This window comes from Pseudomonas sp. HLG18 (genome assembly GCF_051903985.1).
GTDB lineage: Bacteria > Pseudomonadota > Gammaproteobacteria > Pseudomonadales > Pseudomonadaceae > Aquipseudomonas > Aquipseudomonas fluorescens_BT.
Genome location: NZ_CP195831.1, coordinates 2,867,777 through 2,893,418, shown reverse-complemented (window position 1 = coordinate 2,893,418; position 25,642 = coordinate 2,867,777). Strand labels below are relative to the sequence as shown.

Sequence of the window (25,642 nt, the reverse complement as noted above, 5' to 3'; positions counted from 1 at the left end):
CTATCAAATGAAATTATCCGTTCTGCGGCATCTCGCCATTGGCCAGACGCTTGTTGATGTCAGCGATCACTTCCGGCAGATCGCTGATGGTGTCGATCATGTAGTGCGGACGCGAGCCTTCGAACATGGCGTGAATGCGCTTGCGTTCGCTGGCCAGGGCGTCGCTGCCCAGTGCGCGATAGCCTTCGTAATCCAGGCCCAGCGCATTGCCGGAGCAGATCAGTGCCACGGTCCACATCCCGGCGCGTCGGCCTTCGAGAATACCCGGCACGGTGTCGTCGATCTTCACGCAGGCGGCGACATCGTCGATGCCCAGCGCAATCACGTTGGCCAGGGCCTGGGCCGGCCATGGACGGCCGTTCGGCACTTCGTCGGTGGCCACGACGTGGTCGGCGATGTAGCCGTTGGTGGCGGCCAGTGCCACGACCTTGTCCATCACTTGCTTCGGATAGCCCGAGCAGGAACCGATCTTGATGCCTTGCTGGCGCAGGTTGGCGATGGTCTCCAGTGCACCGGGAATCAGCGCCGAATGCTCGGCGATTTTCTCGATCTGCAGCGGCATGAAGCGGTTGTAGATCGCGGTTACGTCATCGTCGGTCGGGGTGCGGCCGAACGCCTTGCGATAGCGCTCGGCAACCTGCGGCTGATCGCACAGGGTGCGGATGTGATCCCACTTGCCCATGCCCATCGGGCCACGGGCCTCCTCGATGGACACCTGGACGTCGAACTCGGCGAAGGCTTCAACGAAGATCTGGGTCGGTGCGAAAGAACCGAAGTCGACCACGGTGCCGGCCCAGTCGAGGATGGCGGCTTGCAGCTGGGTTGGGTTGTTGTAGTTCATGGAGAAATCCTGCAGGAAAGAGTTGTTTTGGCGTTCGGTGTACCTGTGGGAGCGGGCTTGCCCGCGATGGCGGTCTGACATTCACCATGGATGTCGACTGCCAAGGCCTCATCGCGGGCAAGCCCGCTCCCACAGGGGATTTGTGGTGTCGCTCAAATTTCCAGAACTTCCATCTCGCGCAGCACTTCACCCACCGCCGCGACGGCTTCGCGCATCTGCGCCGGGGTGACGTGGCCGATGCAGCCGACGCGGAAGGTTTCGACCTGGGTCAGCTTGCCGGGGTAGAGGATGTAACCCTTGGCCTTGACCCGTTCGTAGAAGTCCTTGAACTGGTAGCGCGGATCTTTCGGTGCGTGGAAGGTCGCGATGATCGGCGCCTGGATCGCAGCGGGCAGGAAACTGCGCAAGCCGAGTTTGCCCATCTCTTCCATCAGCGCCTGGCAGTTGGCGGCGTAACGCGCATGCCGTGCCGGCAGGCCGCCTTCTTCGTTGTATTGCAGCAGCGCTTCGTGCAGCGCGGCGACGACATGAGTCGGCGGAGTGAAGCGCCACTGGCCGGTCTTCTTCATGTAGCTGTGCTGGTCGAACAGGTCCATCGCCAGCGAATGCGAATTGCCGGCGGCAGCGGCCAGAGATTCCTTGCGGGCAAACACGAAGCCCATGCCCGGTACGCCTTCCAGGCATTTGCCGGAGGCGGCGATCAGTGCATCGAACGGGACTTTTTGCGCATCCACCGGCAAGGCGCCGAAGGAGCTCATGGCGTCGATGATCAGGCGTTTGCCGTGTTGCTCGACAACCTGAGCGATTTCCGGCAACGGGTTAAGGATGCCGGTGCTGGTTTCGCAATGGATCAGCGCGACGTGGGTAATGGCGTTGTCGGCGCGCAGCAGGCGGTCGACGTCGGCGGCGGTGGTCGGTTCGTCTTCAGCGGTTTCGAAGGTGCTGAACGAGCGGCCGAGCACTTCGCAGATTTTCGCCAGACGCTTGCCGTAGGCGCCGTTGATCAGCACCAGCACCTTGCCGTCGCGGGGGACGAGGGTGCCGATGGCGGCTTCGACGGCGAAGGTGCCGCTGCCCTGCAAAGGCACGCAATGGTGGCTGGCGGCGCCGTTGAGGATGGTCAGCAATTGCTCGCAGAGGCTGGCGGTCAATTGGTTGAAGCGGTCATCCCATGAACCCCAGTCGACCATCATCGCCTGACGGGTGCGGGCCGAGGTGGTCAACGGGCCGGGAGTGAGCAGGATGGGTGCGGCAGTACTCATTCGTGTGTCCTCGCGATAGCGCTGTGGGATGAAGCTATGGGGCCTACGTTGCAATTCGGCGGGTCATCAATCAAATTGTTTATTGTTATGCCAGCCATCAGTGAGGGTTATCCATGAACCTGTTCCAGCTCCGCGCCTTCGACGCCGTGGCCCGGGAAGGCAGCTTCACCCGTGCCGCCGCGCGGTTGTTCATCAGCCAGCCGGCGGTCACCGGGCACATCAAGGCGCTGGAGGAGCACTACCAGATCACGCTGTTGCGACGCACGGCGCGCCGGGTCGAGCTGACCGAGGAGGGCACCAAACTGGCGGCGATCACCCGGGCGATGTTCGGCATGGCCGAAGAGGCCCAAGCGTTGCTGGAAGCCAATCGGCAGTTGCTGACCGGGCGTCTCGAGGTGGCGGCGGACGGCCCGCACATGGTCATGCCGATGCTGGCCAGCTTGCGGGCGCGCTATCCGGGGATCACGGTGAATCTGCGGTTGGGCAACGCTCAGGAAACCTTGGCAGCGTTGTTGTCCGAGCATGCTGACGTGGCGGTGCTGACCGAGGTCGAACCGCGCAAAGGGCTGCATCTGCAAGCGTTGAGTGAATCGCGGATCTGCGCGCTGGTGCCGGCGGGGCATCCGTGGGCGACACGTGCCAGCGAGGTCAGGCTCAAGGAGCTGGATCAGGTGATCATGGTCTTGCGCGAGCCGAGTTCGATTACCCGGCGCACGTTTGATCAGGCCTGTGCGCAAGCGTCGGTCAGCCCGCGGGTGCTGCTGGAACTGGACAGCCGCGAGGCGGTGACAGAGGCGGTGGCGGCTGAGTTGGGGGTTGGGGTGGTGTCATCGGTGGAGGTCAGTCATGACCCCCGTGTCGTCGCGATTCCCATTGCGGGAGAAGGACTGGTGAACCGGCACATGATCGGCTGCGTGGAGCGCCGGCGGGAGTTGCGGTTGATTCAGGCGTTTTTCGGATTGGCACCGGTCTGAACAAGACTTTCGCGCACCATCTTGAGAAACGTCGCCACCACCCGCCGCGAACTCTGCTCGCGCAGGCACACCAGTGTCTCGGTCAAGCGCCGGGTGCAATCGGTAATCGGCAGCGCGCAAACCCGTGAGTCCGCACCAAACTCCGCCGCCGACACCACCCCCACACCAATCCCCACCACCACCGCCTCCCGCGCCGCTTCCCGGCCTTCGACCTGAATCGCCGGGCGGATGCGGAAACCGGCGCGGGTCATTTCTTCTTCCAGGGTTTGGCGGGTCACCGAGCCGTGTTCACGCAGCACCAGCGGCGTGTCGTCCAGGTCTTCCAGGCAGATCGACTCGCGCTCGGCCCAGGGATGATGGCGCGAGACGAACGCCACCATCGGGTCGTTGCGCAGCGGCACGCACAACAGGCGTTCATCGCTGACATCACGCCCAAGCAACGCCAGATCAGCCTGATAGTTGAACAACCGAAACAGCGATTCATCGGTGTTACCGGTCTCGATCTTCACGCTGATCCCCGGATAGCGCTCACAGAACCGGGCTATCTGCGGCAGTACATGCACCGGTGCATCCACCGCCAGAATAAGGCTGCCGGTCTGCAAGGCCTGGGATTCCTGCAACAACTCCTGGGCTTCGGCCTCGACCACGAACAGGCGCTGGGTGATTGCCAGCAAGCGTTCGCCGAGATCCGTCAGGCGCACCGAGCGCTTGTTGCGATGGAACAGCAACACGCCGAAGCGTTCTTCGAGTTTGCGCACCTGGTCGGAAATCGCCGGTTGCGTCAGATAAAGCCGCTCGGCGGCCTTGGTGAAGCTTCCGTGCACGGCCACGGCGTGAAAGGCTTTGAGCTGGGCGTGGGAAACCGACATGTTCTGACTCCAGTAACAAGCTGAGCTTATGTGTGAAATACGATAAATCGATTTTATTTATTAAACAGTAATTGCTTTGATCCGCTCACGCCAACGCTGACTGCCCGGTCGTGCAGCGACGCTGGCCATGAGCCTGTGCGTGCAATACCAGGACTCATCTGACCGGTATCGCCGTAGGGACGGGGTGATATCGCAGTGCTCAACAATAAAAACACAGGCGTTTACTCATCGATTCTGCCGGCACACTCACACCCTGAGGTCAGAACCACAATGAACAAGCACATCGGCACCCTTGCGCGTTGGCGCATGCAGATCTTCGCTGTCACCTGGCTCGCTTACGCCGCGTTCTATTTCACCCGCAAAGCCTTTTCGGTGGCCAAACTGGGCATCGCCGAAGACCCCACCTTCATGCTCGACAAAATGGCCATGGCCAACCTCGACGCGATTTACCTGGCGGCCTACGCCATCGGCCAGTTCACCTGGGGCATGCTCGCCGATCGCTTCGGCCCGCGGGTCGTGGTGCTCGGCGGCTTGCTGATTTCCGCTGCGGCGGCGCTGGTGATGGGCAGTTTCGCGACCTTGCCGATCTTCGCCACTTGCATGCTGATACAGGGGCTGGCGCAGTCCACCGGCTGGTCGGGTCTGTGCAAGAACCTCGGCAGTTTCTTCCCCTCCGAACAACGCGGGCGAGTGCTCGGGTTGTGGAGTTCCTGCTACGCCTTCGGCGGATTGGTGGCCTCGCCGTTCGCCGGTTGGTGGGCGTACACGCTGATCGGTACCTGGCACGCGGCGTTCATTTCCAGTGCGGCGGTGGTCGCGGTGGTGGCGGTGTTGTTCTTCATCTTTCAGCGCAACAAACCGCAAGACGTCGGCCTGCCCGCCGTGGAGCCGGAGCCGCTCATCAGCGCCGAAGAAGCTGAAGCCAACAGCAAGCTCAGCGTGTGGGAACCGCTCAAGGAAATCCTGCGCAACCGCACGGTGCTGGTGCTGGGTCTGGCGTATTTCCTGCTGAAACCGGCGCGTTACGCGATTCTGTTGTGGGGCCCGGTGATCGTGTTCGAACAGATGCCCTCGGTCGGCAAGGTCGGGGCGGCGATCATTCCGACGGCATTCGAACTGGCCGGGCTGCTGGGGCCGATCATGATCGGCCTGGCCTCGGACAAACTGTTCGGCGCCCGACGCATGCCGGCCTGCGTGTTGAGCCTGCTGGCGCTGACTGTGACCCTCGCGCTGTTCATGGGCGCCCTGCACACCGGCAGCGTGATGCTGGTGGTCGCACTGTTGTTCGTGATGGGCCTGACCCTGTATGGCCCGGACTCGATGATCAGCGGCGCGGCCGCCATCGATTTCGGTAAGGCCAAGGCCGGCGCCACGGCGGCGGGATTCGTCAACGGCTGCGGCTCGGTCGGCGCGGTGCTCGGTGGTTTGCTGCCGGGCTACTTCGATTCGGTGACGGTATTCATTGTGTTCGCCGGTTGCGCGCTGTTTTCGGCGCTGGTGCTGATTCCGCACTGGAACAGCCGTCCGGTCGGCGTCATGGAACCGCGTGCCTCTGTGCCCAATCGGGCCCTGACCATCAAACCTTTGCGTAACTGAATAAACCCTGCCTCGCGGCCTGCTGCGGGATTCGCGGCAGGCTGGACCGTGGCTGACTGACTGGAGAATGTTCATGAGACCGTTTTGGCTGGAGCAGGCCTTGCAGCTCGACCCGTCCGCCCCTTGCCCGCCGTTGCAAGGCGAGGTGCGCACCGATGTGAGCATCGTTGGCGGTGGTTATACCGGATTGTGGACGGCGATCATGCTCAAGCAGCAGAACCCCGAACTCGATGTACTGCTGATCGAGGCCGACATCTGCGGCGCCGGCGCCAGTGGCCGCAACGGCGGCTGTGCGCTGTCGTGGTCGGCGAAGTATTTCACCCTCGAGCGGCTGTTCGGTGTCGAGGAAGCGGTGCGGCTGGTCAAGGAATCCGAGCGCAGCATCCACGCCATCGGCGAGTTCTGCGAGCAGTACGGCGTCGATGCCGATTACCGCCTCGACGGTACGTTTTACACCGCCACCAACCGGGCGCAATGCGGTTCGACCGATGCGGTGATTGCGGCGCTGGAGGGCAACGGCATCAATTCGTTCACCCAACGGCCGGTCGCCGATGTACAGCGCATGGCCGGTTCGGAAAAACACCTGGAGGGCTGGTTCTCGCCGGCCGCCGCCAGCGTGCAGCCGGGCAAACTGGTGCGTGGCTTGCGCCGGGTGGCGTTGCAGCTGGGCGTGCGGATTCATGAAGGTACGGCGATGACCGGGCTGGAAGAGGGCCGTCCGGCGCGCCTGCACACGGCGAACGGCTGCGTGACCGCCGACCGCGTGGTACTGGCGATGAACGCGTGGATGGCCCGTGCCTTTGCGCAGTTCGAGCGCAGCGTAGCGATCGTGTCCAGCGACATGTTGATCACCGAACCCCGCCCGGAGCTGTTGCAGGAAATCGGTTTGACCAGCGGCGTGACCGTGCTCGATTCGCGGATTTTCGTGCACTACTACCACAACACCCCGGACGGCCGGATCATGCTCGGCAAGGGCGGCAACACTTTCGCTTATGGCGGACGGATGCTGCCAGTGTTTGACCAGCCATCGCCTTACGCCGGGTTGCTCAAGCGCAGCCTCGACGATTTTTTCCCGGCCTTCGCCGATGTGAAGGTCGACGCAACCTGGAACGGCCCGTCGGATCGCTCGGTCACCGGCCTGCCGTTTTTCGGCCAGATGAGTGCCAGCGGCAATGTGTTCTACGGTTTCGGTTATTCCGGCAGCGGTGTGGGGCCATGTCACATGGGTGGGCAGATCCTTGCCTCGCTGGTGCAGGGTCTCGACAACCCCTGGACACGCTCGCCGCTGGTCAACGGGCCGCTGGGCTATTTTCCGCCGGAACCGATCCGCTATCTCGGCTCGTTGATGGTGCGCAACGCCATTCGCCGCAAGGAGCGCGCCGAGGATCACGGACGGCGTCCTCGGCATCTGGATGTACGCCTGGCGAAATTCGCCGCTGCTGCGGGCAAGGCCGACAAGGCCTGAACGTCATGCTGACGGCGGGGTGTGCTTGAGCAGCCAGTCGAGCAACAGGCCGTCATCGTGTTGTTCCGGCGCTTGCCTTGTCTTGCGGGTGTGGCTGACGTCCAGGCACAGAATCGGTCGGTCCGGATCGCTGTCGAGAAAACTCACCCACACTTCACTGCCGGCGCGAGGCAGGGTTTCCCTGGCGATCGGTCCGTCACCACCGACCATGGCTATCGTCAGCCATAACCTGTCACTGTCGGCATCCAGACCCCGTCCAGGCCATAGCCGGACGGCGATACGTCCCTGGTCATCCAACTGAGGCGGTTGTCCGGGCGGGCCGAGCACTTGTGCCGGGTGATACCCCGGAATGCTCGGGCGCGGCTGCGTGAGCGGCGGGCGAAACTCGGTCGACCACGGCAGCGCAGTGAAGTCGTTGTGATAGCGGCGAGGCGCAGGTACCGGGTCGAGAATCGAAGGTTGCTGGCCCTGATGGTGCAATTCGGTGATCAACCACTGATCGTTGAACGCGCCCACCGGGTGATCCGTGACCTGCAGCAAGCGGCCACTGAGCAGCTGAGTACAGTCGCTGCGTCCCTGAATGCATCGATACTGGCAACGCTGGCGCTCCAGTTGGCGGCGGCTGCGCTGATCGGCGTAGCGTTGCCCGCTCGGCAGGAAACCACGCTCGGGCCAGATATTGGCCAGGGGATGGTTGGCCGCCTCATCCTCGTTGCTCGGTTGTCCACGATCACGGACGTTGGGTGATACCCGCGCCATGACAGCGTCGTGACGCTGGTAAAGGGCGCTGAGGGCGGGCGATGGCGGCTCGATTTCTGTGCTGAAGGGCACATGCAGCGGCGGCTGCGGCAGGCCAAGGCTGTCATCGGCGAACACCACGACATGGCCGTCCGGCCGGTGTTCGAAGTGGTAGTGAATGCCTTCTTCTTCACACAGTCGCTGCAACAGTGCCAGGTCGGACTCGTCGTACTGGATGCAGAAGGGGCGCGGCGGATAGTGCCCTGTCGTCAGGTCGAACCGATATCCGTGCGCAGGCCACCGATGTTCGACAAGCAATTGTTCGAGAATGTCAGGCACGCTCGATCGGGTGAATACCCGGCGTCGGGTCTGCTGTTCCAGTTGTTGCAGGTGTGGCACCAGTACCAGCCGATAATCGATCCGATGGGCGCCGCGATGCTCGCAACTGGCGCTGTGCAGGGTGCCGTGAATGCCATGGTCGTCACTCAATTGCAGGTAAGCCGACCGATGCAACAAGGTGGCGGGAGCCAGTGCCGGGGCTAGACCAATGACGTCGATCTCGAAGCGATAGGGCCGGTTCAGCGCTTCATGACCGCGAAAACGCAGTACCGGCAGACTCAGGCCACCCTCGATGAGGGTCAGCGTGAAGGGACTTTCCTTGTCATTGAGCATTCGTAAGGGGCTCTGTCGGGTAATACGGACGACAGAGGGTACGAAACCGCAGCAGGAAATGGTCATGACAAACCGGTTTTTCAGAATCGCCCTACAAAGTGTGTAGAAGATGTCGACGGGCAACGGATTTTTTGGTCGATTGCCGACTTTAGGCCGTATAAACTTGCGCCACGCGTCGGCCAATAGATGTCTCGGCGCCACAGATCAAGAGAGTGAGTAATGGGCGCACAGTGGAAGGTTAAACACAAAGAAGCGGCAGCCAACGCCAAGGGCAAGATCTTCGGCAAACTGGTGAAAGAGATCACCATCGCTGCCCGCAACGGTGCCGATACCGCCACCAACGCACACCTGCGTCTGGTGGTCGAACAGGCCAAGAAAGCCTCGATGCCCAAGGAAACCCTGGACCGCGCCATCAAGAAGGGTGCAGGTCTGCTGGGCGAGACCGTTCAGTACCATCGCGTGACTTACGAAGGTTTCGCACCGCATCAGGTTCCGTTGATCGTCGAGTGCGTTACCGACAACATCAACCGCACCGTGGCGGAAATCCGCGTGGCGTTCCGCAAGGGTCAACTGGGCGCTTCCGGCTCGGTGGCCTGGGACTTCAACCACGTCGGCATGATCGAAGCCTCGCCGGACACCCCTGACGCCGATCCGGAAATGGCCGCGATCGAAGCCGGTGCCCAGGATTTCGAGCCGGGCGAAGAAGGCGCGACCCTGTTCCTGACCGACCCGACTGACCTGGACGCCGTGCAGAAAGCCCTGCCGGAGCAAGGTTTCACCGTGCTGTCGGCCAAGCTGGGCTATCAGCCAAAGAACCCGGTCAGCGGCCTGAGCGACGAGCAGATGGCTGAAGTCGAAGCGTTCCTCGAAGGCCTCGACAACCACGACGACGTGCAGGAAATGTTCGTCGGCCTGGCGGGCTGATTCATCGCGTCAGCGATCGACCCGGTGGTGGCGCAGCAGGCGTCATCACCACCGGGTCATTGCGGTCAAATCCTGTTGATCTGCCCGACCACCTCATCGAACCCCGGCCGCGCCAGCACATCCGGCTGACAGCAGCGCTGTTCAAGCGCTTCCAGCGCCTCCCGTTGGCCGTCACTCAACCCCGAGTCGATGCGCGCCAGCAATTCCCCCAGCAAGATCCCGAACGCCCGCACTTCGATGCGTTGCAGTGCGCGGGTTTCCAGGTTGTCCGTCGTGGCATGGAATGACGCCGCGCCGAAGTCACCCAACAGGCAGTCGCCTTCCTCGTTCAACAATATGTTGTGGCCATACAGATCGCCATGGGTGATGCCCTGCCGATGCAGATGCTCGGCGACCGACGCGATGCCGCGGGCAATGCGCAACGCGACATCTGCACTGAAACGGCAGTCATCGGTGTAGATATCCCGCGAACAGGAGGCCAGGCTCGGCAGCGCGGCGAGGTTGCGATAGCTCGGGTCGATCAGTTGCATCACCAGCCCTTGCTGGCCATCTGGGTGATTGCCGATGCGCCCCTCGACCCGGATCAGATTCGGGTGCAGACCGGCGGTGATGCAGGCGTTCATCTCGTGCAGCGGCGAGCCGTCGCTGGTCATCTCGCCCTTGTAGAGTTTGACTGCCACTGAACGCTCAGGCTGGTCTGCCGATTGCCACACGGCACGGGAAATCACCCCGGAAGCCCCTTCGCCGAGCCGCTGCTGCAGACGCAGGCTCGACCAGTCGATCAGCGGCGTGGCTTCCAGCGCAGCGGCGTCGGCCTCGGTTTCCAGCGGGTTGCCGGCGTAGGCCAGCCAGGTCAGGCTCGGCAGGGTCAGCAACCACTGTGGCAGCTCCGTCAGCTGGTTGGCGGCGATGCGGATCAGTTCCAGCCGATGGCACTGGCTCAGCGATGGCGGCAAGGCACGCAGGCGATTGCCGGCGAGCATCAGCTTTTGCAGGAGCGGGCGTTCGCCCAGTTCGGCTGGCAGGGCTTCAATCAGGTTGTCGGTCAGGATCAGCCAGCGCAACTGCGGTGGCAGCGCTGCGCCGGATACCCGGGCAATCCGGTTGGCCTTGAAGCCGATCATGCTCAGGGCCTCGCACTGGCCGAGGCACTCGGGCAGCTCGGTGAACCGGTTGTCGGAGCAGAACAGCACGCGCAGACGGGGCAGGCGATGCAGGTCGTGCGGCAGGCTGCTCAAGGCATTGCCGCTGAGGTTGAGCACCTCCAGCGTGTCGGCCAGGTCGAATATCTCACGGGGGAACTCGGTCAGGCCTTCGACCAGGTCCAGCCGGGTGATGCCCGACAGTTCGCCGGCGCGCAATTGAGCAAGGGTGTGCATGTCATGAATCGCTATCAAATAGGGCGCAGTGACGCCGGGAATGGGCGGCATGATAACGGCAAATCAGGCCGGCTCGCGCACTTCCGGCAATTGCCCCAGCCGGCTGCGGGTACGCGCCAGATCGATGGCGTTGCCGGCCAGGCTTTCGCGCAGGGGCAGGTGCCCGAGCAGCGTCAGGCGTTTGTCCTGATCGTAGAGCACGTCAATCAGGTTGATGAAGCGCTGCTGGACGGCTATCGAGCACTCCTCCAGTTCCGGAAGCTCATCAATGATCCAGTGGTCGAAGCGGCGGCACAGTTCCAGATAATCCATCACGGCCGTGGGCTGTTCACACAGGTCATTGAAGGTAAAGGCGACGCGGCGGCCCTCACACAGACGGGCCTGTAAAACCCGGTTGCCTACCGCCAGCGGCTGCGGCGCGGCGTGCCGTGGCGGCAGATCAAGGGTCAAGCGTTGCGCCGGCGTGGCTGGCCACACGTAATGACCCTGAGTGAACATTTGATGGGCGTGATTGCGCGCCTGGCTGCGGTAGTCGTGGGGGCCGCCGACTTCCATGACCTGCATGCGGGCATGGATCAGGTCGATCACCGGTTTGAACCGTGCGTGATACAGCGGGTTGGGCAGCAGGCCTTCGGGCGGGTAATTGGAGGTCACAAGCAGCAGGATTGCACGCTGGAACAGGGCCTTGTACAACCGGGTGATGAGCATCGCGTCGCCGATGTCATGCACGTGGAACTCGTCGAAACACAGCACCCGGCAGTCCAGCAGCAGTTCGTCGAGCGAGGCAGCGAGGGCGTCTTCCTGCTCGCGATGCCGGAACATGGCCTGGTGCAGGTCGGCGAAAAACTGATGGAAATGCAGACGTTGTTTCTGCGACGTCGGCAGGGCCTGGAAGAAACCGTCGAGCAGCCAGCTCTTGCCGCGTCCGACGGCACCGTGCAGGTACAGACCGGGCGGGGTTTGCGCCGCAGGCCCGAACAACATGGCGGCCTGTTGCGCCATGTAGTCGATCACGCGCAGCTGGCTGTGGCTGAGGGTGTAGCCCTGGTCATGGGCCTTTTGCCTGAAGTAGTCGCGGATCGCCTGGGCGCTGGCGCAATGGCCGGCACTGGCAAGGTTTCGGTGGCCGAACAAACGGCGTAACCCTGAAAGACGCTGGGACAGGCGCGAACGTTCGGGCGGTCGGGCGGGCACGGTGGAGTCACTCCGTCAGGGTCGGGCCGGCTCCCCCCGAGCGCGGCGGTGTAGTGTAACCAGACGGATAGTTTTCCATCCACTGCGCTTTATCGGCCGACGGTCTTGCTGGACAGCAATCTGCGGCGCGTAAAGGTTTTTACAGCGTGATGGGGGTGGTAGATCGACAACTTTTCGAAACATATCCCGCACGATCAATGGATCCAATCGACTGGCGCATTCGGCGTCCGTTGCTAACCTGAAACACTGTAACGGCAGAGACGCTGTCGCCATCAAGGATCGGACGGTGAATGCAGGAGTGGTCTGGGCATTGCTGGGCGGGCTCGCGGCACCGGCGCATGGCGCCGATCTGCAGGTTGAAGTGCGGGTCGACGTGCAGCGTGGCTGTCAGTTGATCGGTCAGCAGCGTGACGCGGGTATCGGGCAATTGGGTGTGCTCGATTTCGGCAGTACGGCGCGGCTCGATGATCCGGCCGGACCGCTCGGGGCGGCGTTGACCCCTTCGCGCCTGCCACGCCTGGAGTGCAACCCGGACACGCCGTACCAGCTGCGTGTCGATGGCGGACTGCACGGCGGGACCGGCGAGGTGCGTTACATGGCGGGCGAGGCGGGGGGCAAGGCGATTCCCTACCGTCTGTATCAGGATGCCGCGCGGCAGGTGCCGCTGGTGGTGGATGTACCGGTCAGCGGACGTGTACCGGACAGCGGTTCGGTGACGTTGCCGCTGTACGGGCGGATCGAGCGGATGGCCGAGGTGTCACGGGTCAGTCGGTACTCGGATCTGGTCAAGGTGACCGTCACCTGGTGATCAACCGAAGTGATGCGGCAATGGTGCGTTCAATGACGAGCGCAGTGGACGATCTTCAGGGACCGGAAGGAGTAGGGATGCAATGACGGGCAAGCACTGGCTGGTCATCACCGCAGGCGCATTGCTGTTGCTCACCGAAGGTGCGCAGGCGTCGGTCAACGGACAGATCCACGCCCGCCTGACCCTGATCGCAGGCTGCGAAGTGACCAACACCTCCACGTCCGCCAGCCCGGTGGGGGATTTCGGCAAGCTCGACTTCGGCCAGCAGGGCCCCACCTGGAATACTCCCATCAAGGCCAGTCTGGCCAATGACAGCAGCGGCAGGCTCAACGTCGCCTGCAATCCGTCGGTGACCGGTTTCACCGTGAGTATCGACGGCGGCACCCATGGCGACGGCAATACCCGCCGCCTGAGCAACGGTCGTCAGACCATCCCCTATCAACTGTTTCTCGATGCCTCGGGCAGCCAGAGCTACAGCATCGGCCAGCAACACAATTTCGCGGTCACCAGCGGCGCACAGATTCCGATTCCGGTATTTGGCACGGTGGTGGCGAACACCCGCGCGGTACCGGCCGGTGTCTATACCGACACCCTGACGGTGACGCTCGACTGGTAAATCGTAGAGGAAGGACACCATGGGTACGATTGCATCAAGGATAGGTCTGTCGCTGCTCGGTCTGACGCTGGCTTCCAGCGTCAACGCCGCCACCACGGTCACCGGCCAGATCACCTCCAGCCTGATCCTGATCAGCAGTTGCCAGGTCAACGGCTCTGGCGGATCCACCGGACTGAACTTCGGCGCCCTGAATTTCGGCACGGCCGACAGTCTGTTCACCACCGCGAGCGGGCAGGTGCTGGGCGGCGGTGGCGGGGCCTTGTCGATTCTCTGTTCTGCCGGCACCACGCCGACGGTCAAGGTGCGGGCCGGCGCCCATGACGGCCAGTCGCCTGGTGGCAGTCGCGCGTTGTACGACGGGGTTGCCAACTATGTGCCCTATGACTTGTACACCGATGCCGGGCACTCGCAGCTGCTGGCCATCGACGGGGTGATCAGCCTTGCCGCCAGCACAGGGGTGGCGCAAACCGTGAATATCTATGGTCAGGCGGTGGGCAAGGCCGGCCTGCCGGCGGGCACCTACACCGACACCATTGCCGTTGAACTGACGTTCTAGTGCCATGGGCCGGCATGGCTGTGCGGCACTGCTGGTGCTGTGCGCGGGGGCGGCGCCGTTACCGCTGGCAGCAGTGACCAGCCAGAGCTTTCAGGTCAGCGCGACAATCACACCTGGCTGCCTGGTGGTGGGAGGGGTGTCGAACTATGGCGGACTGAATTTCGGTTCGAGTTCGGCCCTGGCCACCGGCACGGTGCAAGTGGCGTTGACCGGCGGCGTGCAGTTGCAATGCACGCCGGGCGTGACATTGAACATGACGGTCGATGGCGGCCAGTACAACAGCAGCGGTCGACACATGCAGCTCAACAGCGGCAGCGCGCGGGTGGCTTATGCGCTGTTTCGCGATGCGGCCTACAGCCAGAGCCTGGGAATCGGTCAGACCGTGGCGGTGGCCTACAGCGACGCCAACAACATCAGCCTGCCGATCTACGGTCAGGTGCAGTTGCCGGGCACGGTGCCCGGGGGGACGTACAGCGACGTGTTGCAGGTGCAACTGTCGTGGTGATGAATGGCACAAGGAGCGGGGTTATGGGGGTTGTCTCGTCGCGGCTGTTGCGGGCGGGTTGCGCAATGTTGATGTTGGCTTCACTCGGGGCGATCAAGGCCCAGGCGGCCAGTTCGGTGCTGATCTGGCCCATCGATCCGGTGCTTGAGGCCGATCAGCAGGCCAGTGCGTTATGGCTGGAGAACCGTGGCAGCGAGACCGCCAACCTGCAGATCCGTGTGTTTGGCTGGAGCCAGAACGGTTATCAGGAGCAGTACCGGAACCAGCGTGACGTGATTGGCAGTCCGCCGGTGGCGAAGATTGAACCGGGGCAGAAACAACTGGTGCGCCTGACCCGGACCAAAGACGTGCCGCCCGGTCAGGAACTGGCCTACCGGATCATCATCGACGAAATTCCTTCGGCTCAGCCTCCCGTCGCCGATGCGGGGAAAACCGCTGCGGCGATCCGTTTCCAGATGCGCTATTCGGTGCCGCTGTTCGCCTACGGAGCAGGGCTCTGGAGCAAGGAAGACAGCACCCGGCAGCGCGATCCCAAGGGGATCGGCCTGCCGCAATTGAGCTGGCGCACGGTCTTGGTCGACGGCAAACCCTATGTGGAAGTGCGCAACCAGGGCGCGGTGCATGCGCGACTGACGGATGTCGCGCTCAAACAGGGCGGGCAGAGCCAACCTTTGGTGCAGGGGCTGCTGGGTTATGTGCTGCCTGGCGCGGTCATGCGCTGGCCGGCGCCGGGATCCGTGACGGGGGAGCTGGTGGGCCGGATCAATGGCGCGGCGCAGATGCAAGGCATCGCCCCGGCGAAGTAGGGACTTCAACCTGCGGGTCTGGTAGTGCGCGGCCGCCGGGCAAGCGACAGGTTGGCGGGCAACAGCGGTTTCAGGAGGAACCAGTCCATTGACGGACGAAGCACGCTAATGAGTCCGGGATGGGCTCGCCGTATTCAGCGTCCGTTGTGGCTTGTCACCGGCGCGTGTTGCCTGATGTTCATTCATCCATCCGGGGCCGGCGATCTGCCGCCGCCTCCCAGCGGCATGGAGGCCGTCAGCGATGCACAGTTGTTTCTGGAACTGGTGGTCAACCAGATGAATACCGGTCGCGTGGTGGCGGTGGATCAGCGCGGCGGGCGGTTGTTCCTGCCGGCCAGTGTGTTGCATGACACCGGCATGACGCTGCCCGAAAGTGCCGGTGCCGAAGTCGATCTCGACGGCCTGCCGGGGCTGCACAGCGACTACGACAGCGTCGGCCAGCGGCTGTTGCTCGATGTGCCACCGGACTGGCTGCCGGAGCAGTTCATCGGTAACCGTCAGGTCTATCCACGCACCCCGGCGCTGAGCAGTTTCGGCGCGTTGTTCAACTACGACCTGTACCTCAACGACACCGATGATGCCGGCACTTATCTGGCGGCGTGGAACGAGATACGGGTATTCGACAGTTGGGGCACGCTGTCCAGCACCGGTCAGTACCGGCAGATCTTGTCCGGGGATTCGGCCAGTACGCTGAACAATGGCTATTTGCGCTACGACACCACCTGGCGGTACTCCGACGACGAGCGGATGCTGACGTACGAGGCAGGGGATGTGGTCAGCGGCGCCTTGCCCTGGAGCAGTTCGGTGCGTCTGGGGGGCGTGCAGTTTTCGCGGGATTTCGCCGTGCGCCCGGATCTTGTGACCTATCCGCTGCCGCAATTCGCCGGTGAGGCGGCAGTGCCGTCCTCGGTGGATTTGTTCATCAACGGCTACAAGTCCAGCAGCACCGATTTGCAACCGGGTCCGTACACCCTGACCAACATCCCGTTCATCAACGGCGCGGGCGAGGCTGTGGTGGTGACCACCGATGCGCTGGGCCGGCAGGTGTCCACCACCGTACCGTTTTATGTCACCAGCAGTCTGTTGCAAAAGGGCCTGAGCGACTTCTCGGTGGCGGCCGGTACGCTGCGCCGGGATTACGGGTTGAAGGATTTCAGTTACGGGTCGGGTATGACGTCGGGCAGCCTGCGTTATGGCATCAGCGACAGCTTCACGCTGGAAAGTCACGCCGAAGCCGCCGAGTCGCTGACCCTCGGCGGCCTCGGTGGCAACCTGCGGCTGGGCAATTTCGGGGTGCTCAACAGTGCGATCAGTCAAAGCCGTTTCGACGCAGATGGCGGTCAGCAATACAGTCTCGGTTACCAGTACAGCGCCCAGCGCTTCAGCTTTTCCTGGCAACGGTTACAGCGCCGCGACCAGTACGCCGACCTCACGGTCGTCGACAGTCCTTACACCAGCCTCAGCAAGCGCAGCGAACAGGCGACCCTGAGCCTCAACCTTGAGCGCTGGGGCAGTCTGGGTGTCGGTTACTTCGATATCCGGGCGGCGGACGATAGCCGCACGCGGCTGCTCAACCTGAGCTGGAACAAGCCGTTGTGGCGCAACAGCAGTTTCTATCTCTCCGCCAACCGCGAAATAGGCGACGCCAACTGGGCGGTGCAGGCGCAACTGGTGATCCCGTTCGACCTGCGCGGCAGCCTGGCCATCAGCAGCGAGCGCAACAAGAACGGGCAAAGCCAACAGCGGGTCAACTACAGCCGTGCCGTGCCTTCCGAGGGCGGGGTGGGTTTCAACCTGGGTTATGCCAAGGGTGACGGCGCCGATTACCGTCAGGCCGACGTCACCTGGCGCTTGCAGTCGGTGCAATTGCAGGCCGGTGTCTACGGCACCTCGGACGCCGAAACGCGTTGGGCCGATGCCAGCGGTTCGCTGGTGTGGATGGACCATCAAGTGTTTGCCGCCAACCGCATCGACGATGCGTTTGTGGTGGTCAGTACCGACGGTTACGCGGATGTCCCGGTGCGTTACGAGAACCAGCAGATCGGCCAGACCGACCGCAACGGCCACTTGCTGGTGCCGTGGAGCAGCGCCTACTACCGTGGCAAATACGAAATCGATCCGTTGAACCTGCCGGCCAACGTACGCAGCCCGAATGTCGAACAGCGCATTGCCGTGCGCCGTGGCAGTGGCTATCTGTTGGAGTTTGCGCTGAGCCGGGTGATTGCCGCGAGCATCGTGCTGGTGGACGCGCAACAGCAGGAATTGCCGCTGGGCAGCGGCGTGTTGCATGAAGAGAGTGGCACGCGCACGGTGGTGGGCTGGGACGGTCTGGTCTATCTGGAAAACCTGCAGGTGCAAAATTCGCTGAGGGTGACGCTGGCCGATGGCAAGACCTGTCAGGCGCAATTCAACGTCGATCTGCAGCAGGATCAGGTGCCGCTGATCGGGCCGTTGGTATGTCAATGAAGGCGATGCGGCTGTGCCTGTGGCTGGTGCTGATGCTGCCCGGTGCAGTACAGGCGTTGTGCTCGGTGGTCACCACCACACCGGCCGCGTTCGGAACCATCAGTTCGATTGCGGTGCGCACCACATCGCAACCCAGTTCCACGCTGAACGGCGGTCTGAGCTGTACCGGATCGCTGTTGTCGCTGCTGACCAGCAACGACCATTTCTGGGCTACGGTCACCTCGACCCAGAGCGGCCTGCTCGGGCCGAGCGGCGATGTCATCAGCTATACGATCTACGCCAACAACAGCACCAGTTACCCGCTGACTCGCGGCACGGCCTACGATTTCGCCCGAAATGGCATCATCGACGCGCTGGGATTGCTCAACGGTACCGTGCCGAAAACCGTGCCGTTGTATCTCGGCACCACGATTGGCAGCAACGTGGCGGCCGGGGTTTATACCGAAACCCTGAGCATTTTCTGGAACTGGAATTACTGTTCGGGCATCGGGGTCAGCGGACTCTGCCTGGGTCGCGATATCAATAGCGGTACTACGACGCTGACGGTCAACCTGACCGTGGCCAACGATTGCACCATCACCGCGCCCAACATCGCCTTCGGCAGCGCTCCGGTGATCAGCGCGTTTACCCCGGTGACCGGGCAGACCATCAACCTGGCCTGTACCAAGGGCAGCGCCTATACCGTGGGTTTGAGCGACGGACAGAACGCGCTCAGTGTCGGCGGTCGACGGCAAATGATCTCGGGCAGCAATTACCTGGCCTACGACATCTTCAAAAGCGCCGGCACTACCCGCTGGGGCAGTGTCGGCGCTGCACGTCGGGCGAGCACCGATGCCGAGGTCAATCCCGGCAATGGCCTGGGCACCGGCAGCCAGATCTTCAACTACAACGCGAAGATCTACACCGACCAGACCACGCCGCCCGCCGGTACCTATCTGGACAACGTGGTGCTGGATGTCGGCTTCTGAACCGGCTAGAAGCGCTCGGTGTGCTGGAGCAATGGCGCCGCCGGAGTGTCGGTCGGGCTGACCATTGCATAGTTGTAACCTTCGCCGGACCAGTACTCGGCCTGCAGATCACCGTCGCGACGGCTACCCCGTGGCAGGAAGGTGTTTTTCGGCCCCGGCGGGCGCACGTAGAAACTGACCTTGTGCCCGTCTCGATCCTCATACATCACCATCGCCGCCGGACCTTCGTCAGTGCTCAGCAAGCGCCCGCTGACCGGTCGGAAACCGGCTGCGGTCAGGTCCGGCAGTCGATTGGCCTGCGTGAAGTAGCGGTCGAGCCAGCCCTGCATGTCGCCGGCGCCGCCGACCTTGTAGTCCGCCGGCAGAATCCCTTGCTGAGCGATCAAGCGGTACGCCTGCAGGGCATCGCTCATGGGCGCTACCGAACGCACCAAGGTCATTTCCCGGGCCTGCCAGCCACTGACACCGCCGAGGCTGACCGCGATCAGCAACACCGCCGCGCTGGCCCAGTGTCGACGTGATCGATGCTTGAGCCGCTGGCGGATCAACACGGGGTCCAGGTCCGGATTGGCCGGTTGTTGCAAGGCACCACCGAGGGCGGCGCGCAGGTGCTGGGCGTCCTGTTGCCAGGCGCGGATCAACGCGGCCTCGTCGGGGTGGCTGGCCAGCCAGTTTTCCAGTACACGCCGGTCGGCGTCGCTGAGCTGGTGGTCGATGTACGCGTGCAAATCACGCTCGCTGGGGGGCAGGCTGATCATTTGAGTATCCGCAAGGAAGGGCTGCTGATTTCGCCGTCACTGAGCTGGCGCAAAGCCTGGCGGGCGCGGGACAGGCGCGACATCACGGTGCCGGTGGGGACGTCGAGGATCTCGGCGACCTCCTTATAGGTCAGGCCTTCCACCGAGACCATCAGCAGCAGGGCGCGCTGTTCGGTGGGCAGGCGATCGAAGGCTTGCAGGGTCGACTGGGCAATGACGGTGCGCTCCACCGAGGGTTCGGTGTCATCGCGGCCGGTAAAGAATTCGAGCATCCGGGCGTAGCGCCGGGAGCGCCGGTGCGCATCGAGGAACTGGCGGTACAGGATCGAAAACAGCCAGGCGCGCAGATCGCCCTCGGCGCGCTTGTCGCCCCAACTGGACAGGGCACGCTCCAGGCTGGCCTGGACCAGATCGTCGGCGCTGCTGGCGTTGCGCGTCAACGACACGGCAAAGCGTCGCAATCGGGGGATCACTTCGCGAAGTTGTTCGTCGAGTGTGTTCATGGCAGGGGCATGCTCTGGCTCAGAAGCGCGGTAGTCATAAGGAGAGACGCCTCTCGACACAGCTTATTCCATCCTGTGGGCTGAAAGATTTCATAACCTGCTACGTAGGAAAGCTCACCGCATCTTGCAGTCCATGTAATGGATTCAAATTTCCCGGCTCAACCCGTCCGACAAGCGCAAACAACCACCGAAGCAGTCTGAAGGCCGTCGGTGGCTGATCTGGCTGAAACGATAATTTGAGCAATAGGGATGTTAGAGATGCATGCAATCGCAAGGGATACCCGGTTCACCTCGTGCGTCGAACAAGATGCATGGCGTCAGTTCGGTTGCGGTCCGGTGGTCGAGCCTGGATTCTCGTTGATCCATCGCGCAATCGAAGAGCAGGCTGCAGCTCATCCGCAGAATCTGGCCGCGTGTTTTCAGGGGCAAACCCTCACCTATGGTGAACTGAATCGCCAGGCCAACCGGCTGGCCACAGCGCTGAAGGCTCATGGTGTAGTGCCGGGTGATCATGTCGCCTTGTTTGTCGAGCGTTCCATCCCGATGCTGGTGGGCATGCTTGCCGCATTGAAGGTAGGGGCTGCCTATATTCCACAGCATGTTGGCATTACGCCTGCGACTCAATTGCGCCACATCATGGAAGTCGCTTCGACGCGGGTGGTGCTGACGCTTTCAACGCTGGCGCATGCCATTCCCCTGACGGCGGAACAGCACTGCATCTTTCTGGACGCGTTCATCGATTCGCCAGGCTCGATTGCCGATGACTTGAACGTGGGGAGTGATGCGTCGTCACCGGATGCGCTGTGCTTTGTGTTGTTCACTTCCGGCACGACCGGGCAACCCAATGGCGTCAGGGTTACCCAGCGCAATGTCTGCAATATTCTGCTCACCGCTCCCGGCAATCTCGGGATGCGGCCAGGTTTGAAAGTCGGCCAGATCCTCAACATCGCTTTCGACATGGCGGCCTGGGAAATTCTGGGCTGCCTGGCCCATGGCGCAACGCTGATGATTCGCGGCAAGGACATCGCCGAGACGGCCGAGCAATGTGATGTGCTGATCGCAACGCCGTCGATTCTCGCCACGCTGGACCCCGCGCGCTGCAGTCAGGTGAAGGTGGTAGCCCTTGCAGGCGAACCCTGCCCGCAGCCGTTGGCCGATCGTTGGGCGTCCTTTTGCACTTTTTACAACGCCTGTGGGCCCACCGAAACCACCATCATCAACACCTTGCAGCATTACAAGGGGACGGGCCGATTGACGATCGGCAGGCCGACGCCGAACAACACGGTTTATGTGCTGAATGAAACGGGGCAATTGTGTGGGCCGGGCGAACAGGGCGAGATGTGGGCCGGTGGTGATTGCGTGACGGCGGGCTATCTGGGTAACCCTGCACTGACTGCCGAACGTTATCGTCTCGATCCGTTTCTGGGGCAGGGGCGGATGATGTTTCGTACCCGGGATCTGGGGCGCTGGACGGATGAGGGCGAGCTGGAGCACCTGGGCCGTGTGGATGATCAGGTGAAAGTCAGGGGCTTTCGAGTCGAGCTGGATTCGGTGTCAGCAGCGCTGGAATCGTCACCGGGATGTGAGCGCGCCGTCACATTGAAATTCGATAACCGCAATCTGGTGGCTTTCGTCTACCCCGTTTCCACGGACATCGATGCGGCACGACGCCGTTGTGAAGAGCGCCTGGCCTATTACTGCATCCCCTCAATGATTCTGCCGGTGGATGAAATTCCGCTGACCTCGCGGGGCAAAGTCGACAAACGCCTGTTGCTTGAGCGAGCCCAGGCGTACCACGCACAACGTACCGCCGCCGAACAGGAGGCGGGGCAATGAGCGGGTTGGACACAGGCGTCACTTTGCCCGAGCCGCGTGCGTTATGGCGACGTCTGGGGACGCTGCCGCTGTTTTCTCATTACAACCGGCTGGTCGCGCTGGTGTTGATCTGTAATTTCGCTGCGCTCGGGCATGGGCTGACCGCCGGACAGTGGTGGTCAGCTTCGGGACACGATCTGGAAGCGCTGTCGCAACTGGTGTTGATCAACCTGTCGATGGCGATCCTGATTCGTCAGCAATATCTGATCAACGTGTTGTTCTGGCTGGCCACGCGTGTGCCTGCGACCTGGCCGTTGGCGATTCGCCGGTCACTGGCCAAGGTCTATCACTTTGGTGGTTTGCACAGTGGTGGCGCGATGGCGGCGATTGCCTGGTTTTTCGCGTTGTTCGGCTCGCTGGTCTGGCAACGGATCGAAGGCGTAGGTGGGGTTTCGCTGACGCTATTGGCGATCAGCGGCACGTTGCTGGGGTTGTTGTTGCTGATGGCGATCATGGCGATGCCAGGGATTCGTTCGCGGTTTCATAACGGTTTTGAACGTACACACCGTTTTGCCGGTTGGGCTGCCTTGCTGCTGTTCTGGGCCATGACGCTGGTGTTTGCCCGGGACCGCAATCCAGCGACGGATCTGACACCGGTGTTGCTGACGTCTGCGTCGTTCTGGATGCTGCCGGTGCTGACGCTCAGCATTGCGTTGCCCTGGCTGCGTCTTCGCAGGGTGCCGGTGACGTTGGTCAAGCCATCGTCACATGCAGTCATTGCCCGCTTCGATCACCATACGCCGTTCGCCGGATCCTCCACCGCGATCAGTCGCAATCCGCTGTGGGAATGGCATTCCTTTGCCAACATTCCTGCACCGGGCGAGCGGGGTTTTCGCTTGATCATTTCCCGAGCAGGTGACTGGACAGGCGAACTGATCGAGCAACCGCCAACCCATGTCTGGGTCAAGGGCATCACCACCGCCGGGGTCGCTCGCATTGAAACCCTGTTCAAGTCGGTGGTTTACGTCGCCACTGGCAGCGGGATCGGCCCGGTGCTGCCGCATCTTTTGGCGCGGCAGGTGCCCATTCACCTGATCTGGTCGACCCGCAGCCCGAGAAAGACCTACGGCGACGCATTGGTCGATGAAATTCTTCAAGCCCAACCCGATGCGCATATCTGGGATACCGATCTGCTGGGCAAGCCAGACCTGGTGAGGCTGGCCTACTCGGCGGTTCAACGCCACGGCGCGGAGGCGGTGATTTGCATTTCCAACCAGACGTTAACGGAGCGCGTGGTCAAGGAAATGGAGGGACGGGGCATTCCGGCCTATGGCGCGATCTGGGATTCCTGACGGGCGTATTACCGTTTTCCTTCCCCTTACATAGAAAGAGACTGCGATGAATATATTGATCGAAAGACTGGGTCGCGTGGTGTTGATCCGCCTCAACCGGCCCCACGCCCGTAACGCGCTCAGCGCACAATTGATGCGCGAGCTGCTGGAAACCCTGCAAGCACTTGATGGCGATCCGGGTGTCGGGTGTTTCCTGATCACCGGTACGAAGGATTACTTCGCGGCAGGCGCCGATATCAAGGAGATGTACGAAAAGTCTTGTCTGGACATGATTCAGGAAGATTACTTTGCCGGTTGGGACGCGTTCGCCGCGCTGCGTACTCCGAAGGTTGCGGCAGTGGCGGGGTTCGCCTATGGCGGAGGGTGTGAGCTGGCAATGATGTGCGATGTGATCGTAGCGGCCGAGTCCGCACAATTCGGTCTGCCTGAAATCACTTTGGGGGTGATGCCGGGCATGGGTGGCACGCAGCGTCTGACCCGTTTGATCGGTCGTGCAAAAGCCATGGACATGATTCTGACGGGGCGCTCGATGTCCGCTCGTGAGGCCGAGCAGTCGGGGCTGGTATCGCGGGTGATCGCCGCCGAGCATTTGCTTGAAGAGGGATTGGCGGTTGCGCGGCGGATTGGCGGATTCCCTCGCACCGCGACACGGGCTGCGCGAGAGGCGGTGGACCGGGCCGATGAATCAGGGATGCGCGAAGGCCTTTTGTTCGAGCGGCGTTCGTTTCACGGCTTGTTTGCTACGCCCGGCCAAAAGGAAGGCATGCAGGCATTTCTGGAAAAGCGCGAGCCACGGTTCGATCTGATGTAAACGGCCCGGAGGTGGGCTCGCGCGTCACCGCGTGAAAGAAACTACAGTTCAAAGGGAATAAACCTACGAGGCGTGCGTCTCATAGCACCTTTCCCTATGGCCGATGGCCCTGGAGTTTTTCATGGTTGATCGCAGCTCACCGCCCGGCGGCCCCCAACGCCCGCCACTGAGTGCCGCGAGCCTGGTGTTGCGTCTCGGCGGAATCGCCGTGGTGGTCGCAGCCGTGGCCGGGGCGTTTGCCTACGTTCACGGCAACTTTGACCCACAACGCCTGACGCCCAAGGCGCTGGTCGATGTGCTGGAAAAGAACAACGGCGTGCATCCGGGGTTCCGTCGCAATCACGCCAAGGGTGTTTGCGTCATCGGTCATTTCGAAAGCAGTGGTGAGGCGCGTCCTTACTCTGTCGCGCAAGTGTTCAATGAGCCACGCACTCCGGTAGTCGGTCGATTCGCGCTGCCGGCGGGTAATCCTTATGCGCCGGACAGCGCGGTACCGATTCGCAGTCTGGCGCTGCGCTTCACCCAGGCGAATGGGCAGCAATGGCGCACTGGAATGAACAGCATGCCGGTGTTTCCGGTCGGCACGCCCGAGGCGTTCTATCAGTTGCAGCAGGCGCAATTGCCGGACCCGGCGACCGGCAAACCCGATCCCGCCAAAGTGCCGGCATTTTTCGCCGCGCATCCGGAGGCCGTACCGTTCCTGACCTGGGTGAAGACGGCCAAACCTTCGGCCAGCTACGTGACCGAGACTTACAACAGTGTCAACGCGTTCTATCTGGTCGACGCGAGCGGCAAGAAGCAGGCCGTGCGCTGGAGCATGGCGCCGTTGGCCCAGGATGCAGCGGGAGCTGTGGCTCCAGAGGGCAGCGATTTTCTCGAGAAGGATCTGGTGCGACGGCTGGCCGAAGGGCCGCTGCGTTTTCAGTTGAACCTCACGCTGGCCAATGCCGACGATCCGGTGAATGACGCGAGCAAAGTCTGGCCTGCCGGTCGCAAAATGTTGAATGCCGGCACCCTGGTCCTGGAAAAGACTCAGCCGCAACTCAGCGGCGAATGCCGCGACATCAACTATGACCCACTGGTTCTGCCCGCCGGGATAGAAGGCTCCGACGACCCGTTGCTGGCTGCGCGCTCAGCCGGCTACGCCGATTCCTATCTGCGACGCACCAGTGAAGTCAGTCAATTGCCCACTGGCAAACAGGAGGCACGCCCATGAGAACGCCACCGACGCATTTCAATCCGCTGGCGCGGCTGCTGCACTGGCTGATGGCACTCATGATCATCGCCATGTTGTTCATCGGGGCCGGCATGGTGACCTCGGTGTCAGCGCGGCATGAATGGCTGATCAACCTGCACAAACCTTTGGGTATCGCAATTCTGTTGCTGGTGATCGTGCGCATCCTTGTCCGGTTGGGGACTCGTCAGCCACCACTGCCGGAGGACCTGCCGGGCTGGCAGGTGATGGCAGCCAAGGCGTCGCACCTGTTGCTTTACGCATTGATGCTGGTGTTGCCGCTGCTGGGCTGGGCGATGATCAGTGCGGCGGGGGATCCGGTGATGTTGGGGCGATCCCTGCAATTACCGTCAATCCTGCCGGCAGATGCCCAGGTGTTCGCCTTGCTGCGCAAGGCGCATGGCTATCTGGCCTATCTGCTGTTTCTGACCGTGTTGCTGCATCTGGCTGCCGCGTTGTTTCATGGCTGGGTGCGCCGCGACGAGGTACTCGACAGCATGCTGCGGGGACGGAGTCGCGACTGACCCCGG

24 protein-coding genes are annotated in these 25,642 nt (G+C 62.5%); 16 read left to right on the top strand and 8 right to left on the bottom strand.

What is annotated here, in order from left to right; genetic code table 11:
• Positions 1–13: 13 nt before the first annotated feature.
• Entirely contained in the window at positions 14–841 is an 828-nt protein-coding gene (gene phnX, locus ACSPX5_RS13280) for a phosphonoacetaldehyde hydrolase (protein ID WP_439821891.1), read from the bottom strand.
• Positions 842–993: 152 nt separating this feature from the next.
• Positions 994–2,103, bottom strand: a complete 1,110-nt coding sequence (locus tag ACSPX5_RS13275) for a 2-aminoethylphosphonate--pyruvate transaminase (protein ID WP_439821890.1) — start codon at positions 2,101–2,103, stop codon at positions 994–996.
• Positions 2,104–2,216: 113 nt separating this feature from the next.
• Between ACSPX5_RS13275 and ACSPX5_RS13270 the strand changes: the two genes are divergently transcribed.
• Complete coding sequence (locus ACSPX5_RS13270) at positions 2,217–3,077, top strand: LysR substrate-binding domain-containing protein (RefSeq protein WP_439821889.1); 861 nt, start codon at positions 2,217–2,219, stop codon at positions 3,075–3,077.
• Here ACSPX5_RS13270 and ACSPX5_RS13265 read toward each other — a convergent pair.
• Complete coding sequence (locus ACSPX5_RS13265) at positions 3,047–3,946, bottom strand: LysR family transcriptional regulator (protein ID WP_439821888.1); 900 nt, start codon at positions 3,944–3,946, stop codon at positions 3,047–3,049. The two genes, ACSPX5_RS13270 and ACSPX5_RS13265, sit on opposite strands and share 31 nt — an antisense overlap.
• Positions 3,947–4,216: 270 nt before the next feature.
• Between ACSPX5_RS13265 and ACSPX5_RS13260 the strand changes: the two genes are divergently transcribed.
• Together ACSPX5_RS13260 and ACSPX5_RS13255 are read left to right on the top strand one after the other, a co-directional pair.
• Positions 4,217–5,542: an MFS transporter gene (locus ACSPX5_RS13260; protein WP_439821887.1), complete on the top strand. Its 1,326-nt coding sequence runs from the start codon at positions 4,217–4,219 to the stop codon at positions 5,540–5,542.
• Between the two features lie 67 nt (positions 5,543–5,609).
• Complete coding sequence (locus ACSPX5_RS13255) at positions 5,610–7,007, top strand: FAD-dependent oxidoreductase (RefSeq protein WP_439821886.1); 1,398 nt, start codon at positions 5,610–5,612, stop codon at positions 7,005–7,007.
• Positions 7,008–7,010: 3 nt separating this feature from the next.
• On the opposite strand, the gene ACSPX5_RS13250 is transcribed toward ACSPX5_RS13255, so the two are convergent.
• Entirely contained in the window at positions 7,011–8,417 is a 1,407-nt protein-coding gene (locus ACSPX5_RS13250) for a type VI secretion system Vgr family protein (protein WP_439821885.1), read from the bottom strand.
• Between the two features lie 219 nt (positions 8,418–8,636).
• On the opposite strand from ACSPX5_RS13250, the gene ACSPX5_RS13245 reads away from it, so the two are divergent.
• Positions 8,637–9,341 (top strand): YebC/PmpR family DNA-binding transcriptional regulator, encoded by a 705-nt coding sequence (locus tag ACSPX5_RS13245; RefSeq protein WP_085712455.1) that lies wholly within the window; start codon positions 8,637–8,639, stop codon positions 9,339–9,341.
• A 65-nt stretch (positions 9,342–9,406) separates the two neighbouring features.
• Here the strand turns inward: ACSPX5_RS13245 and ACSPX5_RS13240 are convergent, their stop codons facing one another.
• Positions 9,407–10,720 (bottom strand): leucine-rich repeat-containing protein kinase family protein, encoded by a 1,314-nt coding sequence (locus tag ACSPX5_RS13240; RefSeq protein ID WP_439821884.1) that lies wholly within the window; start codon positions 10,718–10,720, stop codon positions 9,407–9,409.
• A 63-nt stretch (positions 10,721–10,783) separates the two neighbouring features.
• On the bottom strand, positions 10,784–11,914 hold the full coding sequence (gene zapE, locus ACSPX5_RS13235) for a cell division protein ZapE (protein WP_169431000.1): 1,131 nt from the start codon (positions 11,912–11,914) through the stop codon (positions 10,784–10,786).
• Positions 11,915–12,200: 286 nt separating this feature from the next.
• Here zapE and ACSPX5_RS13230 point away from each other — a divergent pair, with 286 nt between their 5' ends.
• The 7 genes from ACSPX5_RS13230 to ACSPX5_RS13200 all read left to right on the top strand — a co-directional run bounded on the left by ACSPX5_RS13230 (position 12,201) and on the right by ACSPX5_RS13200 (position 18,639).
• A complete protein-coding gene (locus ACSPX5_RS13230; RefSeq protein WP_439821883.1) occupies positions 12,201–12,722 on the top strand; it encodes a Csu type fimbrial protein in 522 nt (173 codons plus the stop codon).
• 82 nt (positions 12,723–12,804) lie between these two features.
• Complete coding sequence (locus ACSPX5_RS13225) at positions 12,805–13,338, top strand: Csu type fimbrial protein (protein WP_169430998.1); 534 nt, start codon at positions 12,805–12,807, stop codon at positions 13,336–13,338.
• Between the two features lie 19 nt (positions 13,339–13,357).
• Positions 13,358–13,894: a Csu type fimbrial protein gene (locus tag ACSPX5_RS13220; protein WP_439821882.1), complete on the top strand. Its 537-nt coding sequence runs from the start codon at positions 13,358–13,360 to the stop codon at positions 13,892–13,894.
• Between the two features lie 4 nt (positions 13,895–13,898).
• Positions 13,899–14,399, top strand: a complete 501-nt coding sequence (locus ACSPX5_RS13215) for a Csu type fimbrial protein (RefSeq protein WP_207863978.1) — start codon at positions 13,899–13,901, stop codon at positions 14,397–14,399.
• Between the two features lie 23 nt (positions 14,400–14,422).
• Positions 14,423–15,205 carry a fimbrial biogenesis chaperone gene (locus tag ACSPX5_RS13210; RefSeq protein ID WP_439821881.1) on the top strand — a complete coding sequence of 261 codons (783 nt, stop codon included), beginning with the start codon at positions 14,423–14,425 and terminating at the stop codon, positions 15,203–15,205.
• 108 nt (positions 15,206–15,313) lie between these two features.
• Positions 15,314–17,671, top strand: a complete 2,358-nt coding sequence (locus tag ACSPX5_RS13205; RefSeq protein WP_439821880.1) for a fimbria/pilus outer membrane usher protein — start codon at positions 15,314–15,316, stop codon at positions 17,669–17,671.
• The gene (locus ACSPX5_RS13200; protein ID WP_439821879.1) at positions 17,668–18,639 is read left to right on the top strand and encodes a Csu type fimbrial protein; all 972 of its coding nucleotides are present in this window, start codon (positions 17,668–17,670) and stop codon (positions 18,637–18,639) included. Before ACSPX5_RS13205 ends, ACSPX5_RS13200 begins: the two co-directional genes overlap by 4 nt.
• 5 nt (positions 18,640–18,644) lie before the next feature.
• On the opposite strand, the gene ACSPX5_RS13195 is transcribed toward ACSPX5_RS13200, so the two are convergent.
• The gene (locus tag ACSPX5_RS13195) at positions 18,645–19,397 is read right to left on the bottom strand and encodes an anti-sigma factor family protein (protein WP_207863975.1); all 753 of its coding nucleotides are present in this window, start codon (positions 19,395–19,397) and stop codon (positions 18,645–18,647) included.
• Positions 19,394–19,900, bottom strand: a complete 507-nt coding sequence (locus ACSPX5_RS13190; RefSeq protein WP_169430991.1) for an RNA polymerase sigma factor — start codon at positions 19,898–19,900, stop codon at positions 19,394–19,396. Before ACSPX5_RS13190 ends, ACSPX5_RS13195 begins: the two co-directional genes overlap by 4 nt.
• A gap of 258 nt (positions 19,901–20,158) precedes the next feature.
• Here ACSPX5_RS13190 and ACSPX5_RS13185 point away from each other — a divergent pair, with 258 nt between their 5' ends.
• The 5 genes from ACSPX5_RS13185 to ACSPX5_RS13165 all read left to right on the top strand — a co-directional run bounded on the left by ACSPX5_RS13185 (position 20,159) and on the right by ACSPX5_RS13165 (position 25,636).
• Positions 20,159–21,736 (top strand): amino acid adenylation domain-containing protein, encoded by a 1,578-nt coding sequence (locus tag ACSPX5_RS13185; protein ID WP_439821878.1) that lies wholly within the window; start codon positions 20,159–20,161, stop codon positions 21,734–21,736.
• Positions 21,733–23,067 (top strand): hypothetical protein, encoded by a 1,335-nt coding sequence (locus tag ACSPX5_RS13180; RefSeq protein ID WP_439821877.1) that lies wholly within the window; start codon positions 21,733–21,735, stop codon positions 23,065–23,067. The genes ACSPX5_RS13185 and ACSPX5_RS13180 overlap by 4 nt, the downstream gene beginning before the upstream one ends.
• A 46-nt stretch (positions 23,068–23,113) precedes the next feature.
• Positions 23,114–23,878: an enoyl-CoA hydratase-related protein gene (locus ACSPX5_RS13175; RefSeq protein WP_169430988.1), complete on the top strand. Its 765-nt coding sequence runs from the start codon at positions 23,114–23,116 to the stop codon at positions 23,876–23,878.
• A gap of 121 nt (positions 23,879–23,999) precedes the next feature.
• Positions 24,000–25,094, top strand: coding sequence for a catalase family peroxidase (locus ACSPX5_RS13170; protein WP_207863972.1), 1,095 nt, complete (start codon positions 24,000–24,002; stop codon positions 25,092–25,094).
• Entirely contained in the window at positions 25,091–25,636 is a 546-nt protein-coding gene (locus tag ACSPX5_RS13165) for a cytochrome b (protein ID WP_169430986.1), read from the top strand. The genes ACSPX5_RS13170 and ACSPX5_RS13165 overlap by 4 nt, the downstream gene beginning before the upstream one ends.
• Positions 25,637–25,642 lie beyond the last annotated feature (6 nt).

Excerpts from the sequence above, each read along its gene's own strand:
- ACSPX5_RS13270 (WP_439821889.1), top strand. The coding sequence starts at position 2,217 with ATGAACCTGTTCCAGCTCCGCGCCTTCGACGCCGTGGCCCGGGAAGGC.
- ACSPX5_RS13170 (WP_207863972.1), top strand. The coding sequence starts at position 24,000 with ATGGTTGATCGCAGCTCACCGCCCGGCGGCCCCCAACGCCCGCCACTG.
- ACSPX5_RS13240 (WP_439821884.1), bottom strand. The coding sequence starts at position 10,720 with ATGCACACCCTTGCTCAATTGCGCGCCGGCGAACTGTCGGGCATCACC.
- ACSPX5_RS13180 (WP_439821877.1), top strand. The coding sequence starts at position 21,733 with ATGAGCGGGTTGGACACAGGCGTCACTTTGCCCGAGCCGCGTGCGTTA.
- ACSPX5_RS13165 (WP_169430986.1), top strand. The coding sequence starts at position 25,091 with ATGAGAACGCCACCGACGCATTTCAATCCGCTGGCGCGGCTGCTGCAC.
- ACSPX5_RS13275 (WP_439821890.1), bottom strand. The coding sequence starts at position 2,103 with ATGAGTACTGCCGCACCCATCCTGCTCACTCCCGGCCCGTTGACCACC.
- ACSPX5_RS13185 (WP_439821878.1), top strand. The coding sequence starts at position 20,159 with ATGCATGCAATCGCAAGGGATACCCGGTTCACCTCGTGCGTCGAACAA.
- ACSPX5_RS13210 (WP_439821881.1), top strand. The coding sequence starts at position 14,423 with ATGGGGGTTGTCTCGTCGCGGCTGTTGCGGGCGGGTTGCGCAATGTTG.
- ACSPX5_RS13255 (WP_439821886.1), top strand. The coding sequence starts at position 5,610 with ATGTTCATGAGACCGTTTTGGCTGGAGCAGGCCTTGCAGCTCGACCCG.
- ACSPX5_RS13195 (WP_207863975.1), bottom strand. The coding sequence starts at position 19,397 with ATGATCAGCCTGCCCCCCAGCGAGCGTGATTTGCACGCGTACATCGAC.
- ACSPX5_RS13190 (WP_169430991.1), bottom strand. The coding sequence starts at position 19,900 with ATGAACACACTCGACGAACAACTTCGCGAAGTGATCCCCCGATTGCGA.
- ACSPX5_RS13220 (WP_439821882.1), top strand. The coding sequence starts at position 13,358 with ATGGGTACGATTGCATCAAGGATAGGTCTGTCGCTGCTCGGTCTGACG.
- ACSPX5_RS13265 (WP_439821888.1), bottom strand. The coding sequence starts at position 3,946 with ATGTCGGTTTCCCACGCCCAGCTCAAAGCCTTTCACGCCGTGGCCGTG.
- ACSPX5_RS13245 (WP_085712455.1), top strand. The coding sequence starts at position 8,637 with ATGGGCGCACAGTGGAAGGTTAAACACAAAGAAGCGGCAGCCAACGCC.
- ACSPX5_RS13260 (WP_439821887.1), top strand. The coding sequence starts at position 4,217 with ATGAACAAGCACATCGGCACCCTTGCGCGTTGGCGCATGCAGATCTTC.
- ACSPX5_RS13175 (WP_169430988.1), top strand. The coding sequence starts at position 23,114 with ATGAATATATTGATCGAAAGACTGGGTCGCGTGGTGTTGATCCGCCTC.
- phnX (WP_439821891.1), bottom strand. The coding sequence starts at position 841 with ATGAACTACAACAACCCAACCCAGCTGCAAGCCGCCATCCTCGACTGG.
- ACSPX5_RS13205 (WP_439821880.1), top strand. The coding sequence starts at position 15,314 with ATGAGTCCGGGATGGGCTCGCCGTATTCAGCGTCCGTTGTGGCTTGTC.
- ACSPX5_RS13215 (WP_207863978.1), top strand. The coding sequence starts at position 13,899 with ATGGGCCGGCATGGCTGTGCGGCACTGCTGGTGCTGTGCGCGGGGGCG.
- ACSPX5_RS13200 (WP_439821879.1), top strand. The coding sequence starts at position 17,668 with ATGAAGGCGATGCGGCTGTGCCTGTGGCTGGTGCTGATGCTGCCCGGT.
- ACSPX5_RS13225 (WP_169430998.1), top strand. The coding sequence starts at position 12,805 with ATGACGGGCAAGCACTGGCTGGTCATCACCGCAGGCGCATTGCTGTTG.
- ACSPX5_RS13250 (WP_439821885.1), bottom strand. The coding sequence starts at position 8,417 with ATGCTCAATGACAAGGAAAGTCCCTTCACGCTGACCCTCATCGAGGGT.